The following is a 15,257-nucleotide window of genomic DNA, read 5'->3' on the forward strand; positions in this document are numbered from 1 at the left end:
AGATCAAGCCGGCCGGCGGCCGCGGCCGCCGGCCGGCTTGATCTTTCGGCTCGTCTGTGGCCCTAAACGCTCCGGCCGACGCGCGCCAGCCGGCGAGTGCGCCGCGCCGGAACCCGGCCGCTCATGACCTCGTCCACCCACCCGACCCCGGGCGACTCGATCACGGGCGACACGCCCAAGGGCGACACGCTCGAGCGCGACACGCCCACGGGGGCCGCCCGCCTGTCGCTGCCGCGCCGCGCGATCGGCGCCTGGCTCGACACCGCCGACAGCGGTGTCGCGACCGCGATCCTGCTCGCTCTGTTCGTCGCCGCCTGGACCGGCTTCCAGGTGATCTCCTACGCCTCGCTCGACCTGCATCCGGATCTCGTCGAGGTCTATGCCTGGAGCCGGCATCCGAGCCCCGGCTACTACAAGCATCCGCCGCTCGGCGGCCTGATGGCGGCGGCGTGGTTCGCCGTGTTCCCGGTCGCCGACTGGGCCTTCCACCTGCTCGCGATGGTCAACGCGGCGCTCGCCCTCCTGGTGGTCGATCGCATCGCCGCGCGCTTCGTCTCCGGCGACAAGCGCGTGCTGGTGCTGCTCCTCCTGCTGCTGACGCCGTTCTATCAGTTCCACGGCCAGCGCTTCGCCTCCAACCAGACGCTGCTGCTCGCGTGGCCGCTCGCCGTGTGGTGCTTCCTGCGCGCCTTCGAGACGCGCACGCTCCTGTGGTCGGCCGCGGCCGGTGCCGCCTGCGCCTTCGCGATGCTCGGCAAGTACTACTCGATCTACCTGGTCGTGAGCCTGCCGCTCGCCGCGCTGCTGCATCCGGCGCGCTGGGCGTATCTGAGATCGCCGTCGCCCTGGGTGTCGATGCTGGCCGGCTTCGCCGTGCTGGCGCCGCATCTGTGGTGGCTCGCCACGACCGGCTTCCAGCCGTTCGGCTACGCCTATGCCGTGCACGGTGGCGCGACGCTCGGCGCAATTCTCTGGAAGGCGCTGCTGTATCTTGTCGGATCGCTCGCCTATGTGGCGCTGCCGATCGTCGTGTGGGTGCTGATCGCGCGCCCGAGCCGCGCCGTGATCGCCGAGACGCTGTGGCCCACCGATCCCGACCGGCGCATGCTGGTGCATCTGCTCGCCCTGCCGCTGCTGGTCCCCGCTGTGACGGCGCCGTTCGTCGGCGTCGAGCTGACCTCGCTGTGGACCATGCAGGCGTGGTTCCTGCTGCCGGTCGTGCTGCTGGCGCCGCGCGACGTGACAGTCTCGCGGGCCGCCGCGACGGCCGTGGCGGGCGGCGTCGCGATCGTCACGCTCGTCGTGCTCGTCGTCGCGCCGGTGCTCGCCGTGCTGCGTCACTGGGAGGGCAACAAGGAGGGGCGCGCCTACTACGCGCCGCTCGCCGAGGCGGTCGGCCGCGAATGGACCGCCGCCACCGGGACGCGGCTGCCGATCGTCATCGGCGATGCCGATCTCGGCGCCGCGATCGCCTTCTATCACCCGGACCATCCGGACTCGGTGCCGGGCTTCACCCTGGCGCCGACCCCGTGGATCGCGCCCGATCGGCTCGTGCGCGACGGCTATGTCGTGGTGTGCCGCGCCGACGATCGCTTCTGCCTCGAAGGATTGGCGGCGCGCGCCCGTACAGAGCCCGAAGCCCGCAGCGTGGATCTCGTCGTGACCCGCACCTTCTTCGGAGACACCAACCGGCCGGCCCCGTATCGCATCCTGATCGTGCCGCCGCAGACGGGACCGCGGACCGCGGGGCACGGAGCCGTCATGCCCGCGCTCGTCGCGGGCATCCACGTCTCGGCGACGGGCACCGGCGTGGATGGCCGGGACGAGCCCGGCCATGACGAAATCAGCGATCGGAACGGACTCTGACATGAGCACCATCCGCGACTGGGTCGGCTTCTGGGACAGCCCGCATTCGATCTACGTGAATGCGCGCCACATCGACGTGCATTATCGCGACATCGCCACGGCGATCGCCGGCTTCGTGCCGGGGCCGCAGGCCCGCGTGCTCGACTTCGGCTGCGGCGAGGCGCTGCATTCCGACATCGTGGCGAAAGTCGCCCGCACCGTGGTGCTGTCGGACGCCGCGCCGACCGTGCGGCACCATCTCGCCGATCGCTTTCGCGCGGTGCCGAACATCCAGGTCGCGAGCCCGGAGCAGCTCGCGGCGATGCCGCCCGGATCCTTCGACCTGATCGTCGCCAACTCCGTCGTCCAGTATCTCTCGCGTGACAATCTCGACGGCCTGCTCGCCGAATGGCGCCGCCTGCTCGCCCCCGACGGCGCGCTGATCGTCGCCGACGTGATTCCGCCCGATGTCGGTGCGCTGAGCGACCTCTTCGCGCTCCTGCGCTACGCCGCCGCCAACGGCTTCCTCGTCGCCGCACTGGTCGGCGTCGTGCGGACCGCGTTCTCGTCCTACAGCAAGCTGCGCCAGCAGCTCGGCATCGCCAAGTACACCGAGGAAGAGTTCCGCGCGATCCTGACGAAGGCCGGCTTCACGGCCGAGCGTCTGCCCGGCAACATGGAGCACAATCCGGCCCGCATCAGTTTTCGCGCGCGCCCGGTCGGGTGAGGCGCACGCAGGATCGTGACTTCCGACACCGCCCCGGAACCACCATAGTTCCGGTGTTCCCGGAAGAACGACGGCCGGCAGGGCGCGGGCCACAGCGGCGGTGACGGATGCCTCACACCTTGCTGACGATCCTGATCGGTGCCGCGGTCTATCTGGGCCTGACCGCGATCGCCCCATCCGCCGGAACGGAGGACTCGCCCGAGGCGCGGCCGCCGGTCGCGCGCAAGAGCGGCACCGTCCTGCACGAGCACGGCCGCGAGCGGCCCGATCCCTACGACTGGCTGGCAAATCGCGACGACCCCGCCGTGCGGGCGCATCTCGAGGCCGAGAACGCCTATGCGGAGCGCAGGCTCGCGCCGATCCGCCCGCTGATCGACGAGATCGCCGGCGAGCTGAAGGCCCGCAACGCCAGCTCGAACGCCAGCGTGCCGTATCGCGACGGCGACTTCCTCTACGAGCGGCGCTTCGCCGAGGGCGCCCAGTATCCGGTGATCCTGCGCCGGCGCGACGCGCCGGGCGCGGCCGAGGAGATCGTGATCGACGTGCCGGCGCTGGCCGCCGGGCACGCCATGTACCGGCTCGGCCGCTGGCAGCCGAGCCCGGACGGCAAGCGCGTCGCCTTCATGGTCGACTTCACGGGCGACCGGCAGAACCGGCTGTTCGTGCGCGACATCGCGACCGGCGCCGTGACCGAGCAGGGCATCACCGACGGCGCCGAGAGCTTCGCCTTCGCGGCCGATTCCACGACGCTGTTCTACGTGCGGCGCGAGCCGGTGACGCTGCGCGGCCATCAGGTCTGGCGGCACCGGATCGGCACGCCGCCCGACGCCGACGTGCTGGTTTTCGAGGAGCGCGACCCGACCTTCAGCGTCGCCGTGCACCGGAGCAAATCACGTCGTTACATCCTGATCGAGAGCGACCAGGAGCTGACCAGCGAGGTGCGCTGGCTCCCCGCCGATCAGCCCGAGGGCGCGTTCCAGGTCGTCGAGCCGCGCCGCCCGGGGCTGCGTTACGAGATCGATCACGCCGGCGACACCGTGTTCGTGCGCACCGATCTCGACGCGCCGGACTTCCGCATCATGACGGCGCCGGAGGCGACGCCCGGTGCGGCGCACTGGCGCGAGCTGGTGGCGCAACGGACCGGCGCCGTGATCCGCCGGATGGAGCCGTTCCGCGACTTCCTCGCCTACGACGTCGAGGACCAGAACGGCATCGGCATCAGGGTGATGCGGCTGTCGGACCGCAGCGACACCGCGGTGCCGCAGCCGGCGACGATCGGCGTCGCCACCTCGGCGTTCTTCTTCGGTGCCTTCGGCGGCAACCGCGAGCCCGACGCGACCGTGCTGCGTTTCCGCTTCTCGGCGCCGCTGATCCCGGAGCGCACCTACGACTACGACATGGCGGCCGGCACGCTGACGCTTCGCCGCGAGGAGCCGGTCGCCTGGTTCCGGCCCGACGACTACGCGGTCGCCCGCATCGCGGCGACGGCGCCGGACGGCGAGCCCGTGCCGGTGACGCTCGTCTGGCGCAAGAGCCTGAAGCGGCCGGGCGGCAACCCGACACTCGTCGTCGGCTACGGCGCCTACGGCTTCAGCCAGCGGCCGGTGTTCAACGAGAATGCCTTCAGCCTGATCGACCGTGGCTTCGTCCACGCGATGGCGCATGTGCGCGGCGGTCACGAGAAGGGCGAGCGTTGGCACCGCGAGGGCCGCGGCCTTTCGAAGCGCAACAGCTTCACCGACTTCATCGCGGTCGCCGAGGCGCTGGTCGCGCAAGGCTACGCGGACCGCCGCGCCCTGTTCTCGCGCGGCGGCAGCGCCGGCGGGCTCCTGGTCGCGGCATCGGCCAATCTGCGGCCCGACCTGTTCGCCGGGATCGTCGCCGAGGTGCCGTTCGTCGACGTGGTGACGACGACGTCGGACCCGTCGATCCCGCTCACCACGCTCGAATGGGTGGAGTGGGGCAACCCGAAGACCCCGGCCGAGTACGAGAGCATGCGGGCGTGGTCGCCCTACGACAACGTCGCGGCGACGGCCTATCCGGCCATGTTCGTCACCACCGGCTGGCATGACAGCCAGGTGCGCTACGCCGAGCCGGCCAAGTGGGTCGCGCGGCTGCGCGCCACCAAGACCGACGACCGCGAGATCGTCTTCAAGACCGACATGGGCGCCGGCCATTCCGGCCGCTCCGGCCGGCTGGGCACCGTCCAGGAGAGCGCCGAGATCATGGCCTGGCTGGTGGCTCAGGCGGAGCGCGCGACGGGGCGGTAGGCCGGCGATCCCGGCGGGCGCCTTGAAATGTAACACATCCGCGTTACATTTAGACTTGGTCGCCACGGAGCGAAGCCATGGCCAAGTCAGCCTATGTCAACACCCGGATCGAGCCTGCCCTGAAGGAGAAGGCCGAGGCCGTGCTGGCCGCGCTCGGGCTCAGCCCCTCGGACGCGATCACGCTGTTTTATCGGCAAGTGGTGATGCGGCGTGGCCTGCCGTTCGAGCTGAGCATCCCCAATGCGGAAACGCTCGCCGCCATGGCCGAGCTCGACCGGGGCGGTGGCGAGGTGGTCGAGGATTCGACCGCGCAAGCCTTTGACGACATCCTCGCCGGGCGTCACCCTCGGAGGGCATGAAAGCTCTTCGACTTGCGACGCAGTTCAAGAAGGATCTGCGGCTGATGCAGAGCCGCGGACTGCGCATCGCCAAGCTCGAAGCGATCGTCGGCAAGCTTCGAGACGGACTGCCGCTCTCGCCGATCGACGACGATCACCCGCTGAAAGGTCCGTGGCAGAGCTATCGCTGTTGTCACGTCCAGGGCGATTGGGTGCTGATCTACAAGATCACGCCGGACGAGGTGCTGCTGGCTCGGACCGGCGCGCACGCCGACATTTTCGAGTGAGGATGGGGACCGCCGGAATCGCCGCGTCGAACGGTGGATGACGCGCCCCGAGCCAATTCGCTACCGCTCGAACAAACCGAGAATGCGCTAGGATCGCGGCCGCGATTCGGCGCGCCGCGCCGACGCTGCGGCAGGCTGTTCCATGCGTTTCGTCCACACGGCCGACTGGCAGATCGGAAAACCGTTCGTCCGCTTCGGCGACAAGGCGGAGGCGTTCCGGGCGGCGCGGCTCGACGCCGTCGAGGCGATCGGCCGCCTCGCCGTCGCCGAGGGAGCGCCTCACGTGCTGGTCGCCGGCGACGTGTTCGACAGCGACAGCCCGACCAACGTGACGCTGCGCGCCCCGATCGAGCGGATGCGCGGCTTTTCCGCGGTCACCTGGCATCTGCTGCCCGGCAATCACGACGCCCACCGCCCCGGCGGGCCGTGGGAGCGCCTCGCCGCCCTCGGCCTGCCGGCCAATGTCCGCCTCCATCTCTCGCCCGAGCCGGTCGCGCTCGGCGAGACCGCCGAGGTGCTGCCGGCGCCGCTGACCAGCCGGCACGAGACGCGCGACCTCACCGCCCGCATGGACGACACCGAGACCCCGGAAGGCGCGATCCGCATCGGCCTCGCCCACGGCGCCGTCACCCGCTTCGGCACCCCGGACGACGAGGGCGAGGCGGCGAACCAGATCGACCCCGGCCGCGCCGAGAAGGCTCGCCTCGACTACCTCGCGCTCGGCGACTGGCACCGCACCCGCCAGATCGGCCCGCGCACCTGGTACGCCGGCACGCCGGAGCCCGACCGCCACGACAGCCAGACGGTCGGCACCGCCCTGCTCGTGACCATCCCGCAGGCCGGCGCCCCGCCCACCGTGGAGCCGCGCAGCGTCGGCACCTATCGCTGGGCCACGGACGCGTTCGACCTCGCCGACACCGATACGCTCGCGGCCCGCGAAGCGGTGCTGCGCAACGCGCACGACCCGGTCTCGAAGCTGGTGCTGCGGCTGAAGATCACCGGCGCCCTGTCGATCGCGGCACGCCAAAATCTCGACGAGTGGCTGGAGCGGCTGCAGGCGTCGGTGTTCCATCTCGATGCGGCACTGTCACTGGCGATCCGGCCCGACGCCGCCGATCTCGAGCGCATCGACTTCGACGGCGTGCTGCGCCGGGTCGCCGAGAGCCTGAAGGCGCGCGCCGCCGACCCGGCGCTCGGGGCCGCCGAGCGGCAGACCGCCGAGGACGCGCTCCTCGCCCTCTATCTCGAAGCGACGGCGTGAGGGTAGGGCCATGATCATCACGCATCTCGCCGTCTCGGGCGTCGGCCGCTTTCGCACGCGCCATGTCGTGCGCGGCCTCGGCGCCGGCCTGAACCTTCTGTGCGCGCCCAACGAGGCCGGCAAGTCGACGCTGTTCCGCGCCCTCACGCTGGCGCTGTTCGCCCGCCACGGCAGCAAGACCGAGGAGATCCGCCGGCTGGAGAGCCTCGGGGCCGAGCTGCCCGCGTGCATCGAGGTCGGCTTCCAGCGCGGCGGCGCCGCGTATCTGCTGAAGAAGTCGTTCCTGCGCGCGACCGGCGCCAAGCTGTTCAAGAACGGCGCGCTAGTCGCCGACGGCCGCGCCGCCGACGAGGCGGTGTGGACGGCGCTCGATCTCACGCCCGGCACCTCGGCGGCCGAAGAGGCCGCGTTCGGGCTCCTGTGGGTGCGGCAGGGCCAGTCGTTCGAGCCGGCGGCGCCCAGCGACGGCACTCGCGCCCTGCTGTCGCGCGTCATCGAGGCCGAGGTCGGAGAAGTGCTCGGCGGCGAGCGCGGCGAGCGGGTGCTGAAAAGCGTCACCGACAGGCTCGCCCTCGACGAGACGGCGAAGGGCCAGCCCAAGGCCGGCGGCGCCTGGAAGGCCGCGCTCGACCGGCGCGCCGAGGCGGAGACGACGCTGGCGGCGCTGCGGGCGACGCTCGCCGGCCTCGAGGCCGACCGGACCGCGCTCGCCGACAAGCTGCGCGAGCGCGACATGTTGGCCGACCCGGCCGAGATCGCCCGCCAGAAGGCCGACCGCGACGCGGCGCTCGCCGAGCGCGACCGGACCGTGAAGGCCGAGCAGGCGGCCCAGCAGGCCGAGACCGAGGTGGCACAGCGGGAGCTCGCGTTCGACCGCGCCCGCAAGAGCCACGAGGAGCTGGTCGGGCTCGACCAGCGCATCGCCAAGACCCGCGACAAAATCGCGACGCTGACGCGGCGCGTCGCCGAGCAGGCCGACGCCCGCGCCGCCCAGTCGGCCCGCCTCGCATCGCATGAGCAGGCATTCGGCGCCCTCGCGACGCAGCTCGCCGAGGCCGAACGGGCCGTCGACCGGGCACGACGGCACGAGATCGCCGCGCGCGAGGCCGAACGGGTGGCGGAGCTGTCGACGCGGCTCGCCAAGGCGCGCGAGCTGCGGGAGGCGATCGCCCGCATCAAACATCTGATCACGACCATCACGGTCCCGGCCGAAGCCGTCGCGGCGATCGAGGCCGCCATGCAGGCGCTCGACGCCGCCCGCGCCCGCGCCGAGGCCAAGGCACCGCGGGTCAGAATCACGGTCGCGCCGGCCGGGCGCGGCCGCGTCATCTGCGCGGGCGAGTCGGTCGACGCGACGCGCGACGTTGCCGCCGTGGTCCCGCTGACCGTCGCGGTCGGCGATCTCGCGACCATCGAGGTGATGCCGGCGGCCTCCGACGACGCCGCGGCGATCGACGTGGCCCGGCAGGCGCTCGACAAGGCGCTGCACGACGCCGGCGTCGGCTCGCTCGCCGAGGCGCACGAGCGCCGCGCCAAGGTGTCTGACCTGCAGACCGAGGGGCGTGGCCTCGCCGCCGAGCTCGCGGCGATCGCGCCGGCCCCCGCCAAGGGCGCCAAGGAGGACGCCATCGCGGCGCTGGAACGGGCGCTCGCGGAGGCGCAGGCGAGCCTCGACGCCGGCTTCGACGCCGGCCTCGACGGCACCGCCCTGCCCGATCGCGACGCGTTGGTGCGGGCCCGTGTCGAGGCGGAGGCGGCGCGTGACCGCCTGCGCCGCGCCCATGCCGACGCCCAGTCGGCCGTACTCGCGGCGCGCAGCGAGACCGAGGCCGAGACGCTGCGCCTGCAGGCGGCGCAGCTCGACCTCGCCGATCAGCAGGGCAAGCTCGCCGAGGATCTCGCGATCTGCCCCGACGACCGGCGCGTCGACCGGCTGGCGCGGCTCGCCGCCGACGCCGCGCAGGCGCGGGCCGCCTTCGAGGCGGCCGCCACCAAGGCGAAAGAGCTGCGCGCGCAGGTGCCGAGCGCCGACAGCCGGGTCGCGCTCGACGCGCGGGTGAAACGCCTCGTACAGGCGATCGACGGGCGCGAAGAGCGTCTCGCCGAGGTCGAGCGCGAGATCGCCAACCTGCAGGGTCGCGTCGCCACCCGTGGCGGCGAGGGGCTCGGCGAGCGCGAGGCCGAGACGGCCGACGCGCTCGCGCTCGCCGAGACCGAGGTCGCGGCGATCGAGCGCCGGCTCGCGGCGCTGCGGCTCCTGCGCGACACGCTGACCGAGAGCCGCCGCGCCGCCCGCGACAGCTATCTCGGGCCGGTGAAGACCGCGATGCGGCCCTATCTGCACGCGCTGTTCCCGGGTGCCGAGGCGGCGCTCGACACCGGCTTCTCGATCGACGCGCTGACCCGGGCGGGCGCCGGCGAGCCGTTCCTCCAGCTCTCCGACGGCACCCGCGAGCAGGTCGCCATCATCGTGCGGCTGGCGCTCGGGCGGCTGCTCGCCGAGCGCGGCCAAGCCGTGCCCGTGGTGCTCGACGACTCGCTCGTCTTCTCCGACGACGACCGCATCGAGCGGATGTTCGACGTGCTCACCCAGGCGGCCGAGAAGCAGCAGATGATCGTCCTCACCTGCCGCAGCCGCGCCTTCCTGAACTGCGGCGGCCACGCCCTGACGATCGCCCCCGACGAGGGGTGACTGCGATCTTCACCTCTCCCCGCGCGCGGGGAGAGGTCGACGTTCGCGCTTTCAGCGCGGACGTCGGGTGAGGGGGCATCTCCGCAGCTCTCTGCCACGCCGAAGCGCCCCCTCACCCGACTCGCCGCTGCGCGGCGAGCCACCCTCTCCCCGCGCGCGGGGAGAGGGAAGAACCGTGGCGCCTCCTCCCGCCCACGTTGTCACGCGCCCGTCACGCCGCTCTCATCCGGGCGCAACAGGAATCGACCATCACTGTGTGAATCACCGGACGAGCCGGGTCGCCGCGCCGGGCGGCGACCGCCTCGCCGCACGCATTCGCATTCGACGATGTCGCTCTATGCCGATCCTCCCGACTGGGCGCTCGTGACGCTCGGCGAGCTGATGCAGTGGCCGCTTCCTTATCAGGACGGCTTCGCCGACCGTTGCCTGGTGCGCGCCATGGCGCTCGCCGCCCGCGGCCGCGTGCTGGCCGTGAGCGGCCTGCAGAACGTGCGCGCCGGCTACGACCCCTTCATCCTGGCGCTCAACCACTCGACCCGCACCGAGGCCCTGCTGGTGCCGGCCGTGCTGACGCTGCATCGCGGCGGACGGCTGATCCATTTCATGGCCGACTGGAATTTCCGGCTGATCCCCGGCATCGGCCTGCTCTATCGCCGGTCCGGCGCCCTGACCGTGACGGCGAAGCCGGCGCGCCCGCGCGTGCTCGATGTCCTGCGCCCGCTCTACCGGTCGCCCGGCAGCGTGCTGGACGAGGCGCGCGCCTGCCTGCGGCGCGGCCGCTCGGTCGGCATCTTCGTCGAGGGCACGGTCAATCGTGATCCCGAACGGCTGCTGCCCGGCCGGCGCAGCGCCGCCCTCCTCTCGCTCGAGACCGGCGTGCCGATCGTGCCGGTCGGCATCCGCTTCCCGCACGCGCCGCCCGGCCGCCCGATCGGCGATCGCGACGCCATGGAGGTCCGCATCGGGCCCCCGCTGCTGCCGCGCGAGCGCCTCGATCATCCTTCGCCCGCCGCGCTGCGCGCCTGGCACGCCACCGTGATGGGCGAGATCGCCCGCCTCTCCGGCAAGCACTGGTCGCCCGACGGGCCGGACGACCGCCGCGCGATCACGACGGCGCCGGCCCCTGCCCTTCCGCCCCCCTCGTTCGGAGGTTCGCCATGAGGCAAGACGAGCGCGTGACCGCCACCCGGGTGATCGACGACGAGGGCCGCCAGCGGGTGCTCGCCGTGCTGCAGGCGACCTATCAGCGCGAGAAGCGCTGGGTCGCCGATCCGGAAAGCCAGTTCCCCTCCGCGGACCTCGCCCGCGACGACCTCTCGTGGTTCGTCGTCGACGTGCGCTCGCGGCCGATCGGCATGCGGGTGCGCCCGGCCGGCGTCGTGCGGGTCGTCTACGATCCGCCGGTCGAGGCCTATGCCGCCTATGGCTTCGCGCCGCTCGACCCGTCGCTGACGATCGAGGACATGATCCGCGGCAGCCGCATCGCCGAGATCGGCCGCTTCGCCGTGGTGCCGCGCTTCCGCCGCCGGCTCGTCGTCGCCGCCGCGCTGATGCGGGCCGCCGCCGCCGAGACGGTCTCACGCGGCTACACGCATTACCTCACCGACGTGTTCGAGGACGACCCGCACAGCCCCTACGGCTTCCACACCCGCGTGATGGGCTTCCACCCGGTCGCCACCCACGAGGTCGGCGAGCTCGCCTGCTCGAGCCGGCGCATCACCATGGTACTCGACCTGAAGGCGGCGTATCAGCGGCTGAAGCGGCGCGGCAACTGGATGTTCCGCTATCTCACCAGCCAGTGGCCCGACGCGCTGCACCAGCGCCTCGTCGCCTGAGTTCCGGTCGATCCCGAGTGCGCGCGTGGCGCAGGAAGCGCGTGACGCGGTGCGAAACGCATTCGGATGACGAAACGCCCCTCGAATCGCTGATCCGTGATAACGCCGCGCGGCTCTGGTCGACTGCGTATCGCGCGGCGCTTGCTGGAGCCCCTCGGTGAGGAATGCTATCGCGGACAGGAGCGCCAGTCGAAAACGGCGACAGTCCGGGAGAGCATGATGGCCGACAAGACGACGATCGACACGACCCGACGGAAGCTGCTCGTCGGCAGCGCGGCGGGGCTCGCCGCCGCCGCCTTTCCGGCCCCGGCCGTGCGCGCGCAGGCCGCATGGCCGAAGGAGCGCCCGGTGAAGGTCGTCGTGCCGTTCCCGGCCGGCGCCGCCAACGACGCCATGGGCCGGATCGCCGGCCAGCGCATCCAGGACAAGCTCGGCGCCACCGTCGTGGTCGAGAACCGGCCGGGCGGCAGCGCCGTGATCGGCACCACGGCCGTGCTGCACTCGCCACCCGACGGCTACACGCTGCTCGCCTCGGCGTTCAATCACATCGTCCTGAACCTGGTGGTGAGCGGCGTCTCGTTCGATCCGCAGAAGGACTTCGAGGTGGTGGCCCGCACCGCCAAGGCGCCGCTCGTGATGGTGATGGCGCCGAACCGGCCGGAGAAGACGGTCGCCGAGGTGATCGCCGCCGCCAAGGCGCAGCCCGACAAATGGACCTTCGCGGTCGCGGCGCTCGGCGCTCCGAGCCATCTCGCGGCCATCGACTTCCTGCGGCGCGCCGGCCTCGACATGACGATCTCGCCCTATCGCGGCACCGCACCGGCGCTGACCGACGTGATGGGCGGCCACGTCCAGCTGCTGATCGATTCCTCCTTCGCCCTGCTGCCCTCGGCCCGCGACGGCAAGGTGAAGGCGCTCGGCATCGCCTCGCCGGAACGCTCGAAGCTGGCGCCCGAGATCCCGACCATCGCCGAGTCCGGCATGCCGGGCTTCCAGTGGCAGTCCTGGTACGGGATCTGGGCGCCGAAAGGGACGCCGCTTCCCATCCGTGAGCAGGTCAACGCGATCATGCGCGAGGCGATGGCCGATCCCGAGGTGCTCAAGCGCCTCGAGGCGACGCTGCTCGAGCCCGTCGTCGAGACCATCTACGAGACCCGCAGCTACATCGCCAGCGAAGTGCCGCGGCTCGCCGCACTGCTCGAGAGCGTGAACTTCAAGCCGCAGTGAGGGCGCGGCTGCGATTGTTCAATCGTTCCGGACGGCGCCGGTCGTACTTTCAGCCGGGAGCGATTCCCGGCCTCGTGTCCCGGACGCGCTGCAACGCGTAGCGTTGCAACGCGAGCCGGGACCCAGGGGCCATGACGTCAGGCCCCGCCGGCCTGACGAAAGCCCTCATCACGACACGCGGCGCACGCGCCGTGGCGCCCCTAGGCCCCGGCTCTGCGGCGCCTCGCGCCTGCGGCCCGAGGCACCTTGTCCGGGGCACGATACTCTGCCCGGAATGACGGGCGCGGAAACGACTTTCGGCCTTCGAATCACGAACGAACCGTGAATCACGCGCGTCCGCCGCCGCAGCGGAAGTGCCCGTTTCATCGAGTCGGAACGCCCCTGCCGCCGTGGCGTTGAGTCGTCGTTTGTACCGGAGTATGCCCGATGGCACCGCGTGCGAACTGGAAGGGCTATCTACGCCTGTCGCTGGTCTCCTGCCCGATCGCGCTCTACCCCGCGACCACGGACCGCGAGAAGATTCGCCTGAACCTCCTCGACAAGTCGACCGGCCACCGCATCCGCATGCAGAAGGTCGATGCCGACACGGGCGATCCGGTCGAAGCCGCCGACATCGTCCGCGGCTACAAGACCGCGGACGGCTACGTCGAGATCACCGACGAGGATCTGGACACGATCGAGATCGAGAGCTCGCGCACGCTCGACATCACGCGCTTCGTGCCACGCGAGGAGATCGACGAGCTCTACAACGTGCGGCCCTACTACATCGTGCCCGACGGTGAGGCGGGCCGGCAGGCCTTCGCGGTGATCCGCGAGGCCATCAAGGCGCGGGGCATGGTGGCGCTCGGCCGCGTCGTGATCTCGAACCGTGAGCACGTCATCGCACTGGAGCCGCGCGGCAAGGGGCTGATGGGCACGCTGCTGCGCTACCCCTACGAGGTGCGCGACGAGACCGAGTTCTTCGACGACATCCCGGACGAGACGATCCCCAAGGAGATGATCGAGCTCGCCGGGCACATCATCGACACCATGACGGGCGCGTTCCGTCCCGACGAGTTCGAGGACCGTTACGAGACGGCGCTGCGCGAGCTGATCGCCCGCAAGGAGGCCGGCGAAGCCGTCCGGGCCGCACCGCAGAAGACGCCGTCCAAGGTGGTGAACCTGATGGATGCGCTGCGCCGCAGCGTCGAGGCACAGGGCGACGCGCGATCGGGCGCGGAGCGCAAGCCGGCCACGCGCCGACGCGCCACCACGTCCAAGACGCCACGCGGTCGAACGCCGCAGCGGCGGCGGGCGAGCTGATCGGACAGCACGGTTCTACGACGGAGGCCGGCGCCTCGCGATACGCGCGCCGCCGGTGAGCCGGCCCGGCGCACCGCACGGGCCCGCATGCACTGCATCATCCTGACTCACCTTGCTGCAACGCGAGCGACCGCCCGGTTTGCTATTTCCTTCGACCCCCGGCGCGTAGAGGCTTATCGTCACGAGACTCGTGCGCCGACGAGCCGGGATCTGCAGGGCTTCGCCCGCCACCCCGCGTCTGATCTTCGTATCCGCTCTTCGGCACCGCAGCTTCGACGCCGCAGCCACGGCCGCGGTGACATGCCACGGGGCCACGCGACGCGGCCCCCCGCTCACGTGCGCATGCGCGCCACGCGGAGCAGGGGGGGCGAGACCGATGCTTTTCTGCATATTGCAAATCGTGCAGCATCCCAGTTGCGACAGTGACCGACGAGACTCTCCCCCGGCCGGAGGACCAGATGAGACTGACACGGACCACTGCCACCCTGATCGCCTCGGCGACAGCCGCCGCTCTCGTTTTCACTCTTCCCTCGCCGGCCCGTGCCGAATTTCCCGACAAGACGATCGAGATGACGACGCTGTTCGGCGGCCCGGCACAGACGATCAGCCAGGTGCTCGCCGACCTGATGTCCAAGAACATCGGCCAGCCCGTCATCACGGTCAGTCGGCCGGGCGGCGGCGGGGCGATCGGCTACACGTTCCTGCACAGCGCGGCGCCCGACGGCTACAGCATCGTGTTCTCGTCGAACTCGATCTCGACCGTCTATTATCAGGGCAACCTCCCGTTCAACTACGCGGCGCTCGCCCCTGTTGCGCAGATCGGAATGGAGGTCCCGGTTCTCGCCGTGCGCTCCGACTCCGGCTGGAAGGATCTGAAGTCGATGCAGGACGCCGCGAAGGCGAGCGGCAAGAAGCTGCGCGTCGGCGTCTCGGGCCTCGGCACCTTCACGCATCTCGCCTCGGCGGCGCTGTTCAACCGCCTCGGTCTGCAGGTGGTCTATATTCCCTACGGCGAGGGCCGCGCGCCGGCCGAGCTGCTCGGCGGCCGCATCGACGCCGCGCTGCAATGGGCCAGCCAGTTCGCTCCGCACGTGAAGGCCGGCACCATCAACGTGCTGTGCATGACCAGTAAGGAGAAGGTCGAGCTGCCGGTCGATACTGTCACGTGCGACTCCGCCGGCGCCAAGGGCCTCGATCTGACCATCTGGCGCGGTATCCACGCGCCCAAGGACACCCCGCCGGCCGCGATCGCCAGGCTCGAGGCGTCGATCAAGCAGGCGGTCGAATCGCCCGACTTCAAGAAGGCCGGCGACAATCTCGGTTTCTCGCCGCTCTACAAGCCCGCCAAGGAGTTCGGCGCCATGGTGGCGGAGAACGACAAGGAGATCGGCGAGCTGATGACCGAGCTCGGCATCAACAAGAAGGGCAAGTAGACGGCTCGCGAGGCGGGCGCCCCGCGCCCGCCCGCACGTC

The 15,257-nt window shown here is 71.3% G+C and carries 12 protein-coding genes; all 12 read left to right on the forward strand.

Going from position 1 to position 15,257, the window contains the following annotated elements; translation table 11 throughout:
• Nucleotides 1-123: 123 nt before the first annotated feature.
• Nucleotides 124-1,866, forward strand: coding sequence for a glycosyltransferase family 39 protein (locus tag CCR97_RS04555; protein ID WP_111358481.1), 1,743 nt, complete (start codon nucleotides 124-126; stop codon nucleotides 1,864-1,866).
• A 1-nt stretch (nucleotide 1,867) separates the two neighbouring features.
• Nucleotides 1,868-2,572 carry a class I SAM-dependent methyltransferase gene (locus tag CCR97_RS04560; protein WP_111358480.1) on the forward strand — a complete coding sequence of 235 codons (705 nt, stop codon included), beginning with the start codon at nucleotides 1,868-1,870 and terminating at the stop codon, nucleotides 2,570-2,572.
• Nucleotides 2,573-2,679: 107 nt separating this feature from the next.
• Complete coding sequence (locus tag CCR97_RS04565) at nucleotides 2,680-4,842, forward strand: S9 family peptidase (RefSeq protein WP_111358479.1); 2,163 nt, start codon at nucleotides 2,680-2,682, stop codon at nucleotides 4,840-4,842.
• A gap of 77 nt (nucleotides 4,843-4,919) precedes the next feature.
• On the forward strand, nucleotides 4,920-5,201 hold the full coding sequence (locus tag CCR97_RS04570; RefSeq protein ID WP_111358478.1) for a type II toxin-antitoxin system RelB/DinJ family antitoxin: 282 nt from the start codon (nucleotides 4,920-4,922) through the stop codon (nucleotides 5,199-5,201).
• Complete coding sequence (locus CCR97_RS04575; RefSeq protein ID WP_111358477.1) at nucleotides 5,198-5,467, forward strand: type II toxin-antitoxin system YafQ family toxin; 270 nt, start codon at nucleotides 5,198-5,200, stop codon at nucleotides 5,465-5,467. The genes CCR97_RS04570 and CCR97_RS04575 overlap by 4 nt, the downstream gene beginning before the upstream one ends.
• A 142-nt stretch (nucleotides 5,468-5,609) precedes the next feature.
• Entirely contained in the window at nucleotides 5,610-6,728 is a 1,119-nt protein-coding gene (locus CCR97_RS04580; protein WP_111358476.1) for a metallophosphoesterase family protein, read from the forward strand.
• 10 nt (nucleotides 6,729-6,738) lie between these two features.
• Nucleotides 6,739-9,420: an AAA family ATPase gene (locus CCR97_RS04585; protein ID WP_201159336.1), complete on the forward strand. Its 2,682-nt coding sequence runs from the start codon at nucleotides 6,739-6,741 to the stop codon at nucleotides 9,418-9,420.
• 327 nt (nucleotides 9,421-9,747) lie between these two features.
• Complete coding sequence (locus tag CCR97_RS04590; protein ID WP_111358183.1) at nucleotides 9,748-10,581, forward strand: lysophospholipid acyltransferase family protein; 834 nt, start codon at nucleotides 9,748-9,750, stop codon at nucleotides 10,579-10,581.
• The gene (locus tag CCR97_RS04595) at nucleotides 10,578-11,255 is read left to right on the forward strand and encodes a GNAT family N-acetyltransferase (RefSeq protein ID WP_111358184.1); all 678 of its coding nucleotides are present in this window, start codon (nucleotides 10,578-10,580) and stop codon (nucleotides 11,253-11,255) included. The genes CCR97_RS04590 and CCR97_RS04595 overlap by 4 nt, the downstream gene beginning before the upstream one ends.
• A gap of 216 nt (nucleotides 11,256-11,471) precedes the next feature.
• The gene (locus CCR97_RS04600) at nucleotides 11,472-12,482 is read left to right on the forward strand and encodes a Bug family tripartite tricarboxylate transporter substrate binding protein (RefSeq protein ID WP_201159337.1); all 1,011 of its coding nucleotides are present in this window, start codon (nucleotides 11,472-11,474) and stop codon (nucleotides 12,480-12,482) included.
• Between the two features lie 426 nt (nucleotides 12,483-12,908).
• Nucleotides 12,909-13,784: a non-homologous end joining protein Ku gene (ku, locus tag CCR97_RS04605; protein WP_111358185.1), complete on the forward strand. Its 876-nt coding sequence runs from the start codon at nucleotides 12,909-12,911 to the stop codon at nucleotides 13,782-13,784.
• A 458-nt stretch (nucleotides 13,785-14,242) separates the two neighbouring features.
• A complete protein-coding gene (locus CCR97_RS04610; RefSeq protein ID WP_111358186.1) occupies nucleotides 14,243-15,217 on the forward strand; it encodes a Bug family tripartite tricarboxylate transporter substrate binding protein in 975 nt (324 codons plus the stop codon).
• The last annotated feature ends 40 nt before the right edge of the window (nucleotides 15,218-15,257 follow it).

Source organism: Rhodoplanes elegans (assembly GCF_016653355.1).
Classification (GTDB): Bacteria; Pseudomonadota; Alphaproteobacteria; order Rhizobiales; family Xanthobacteraceae; genus Rhodoplanes; species Rhodoplanes elegans.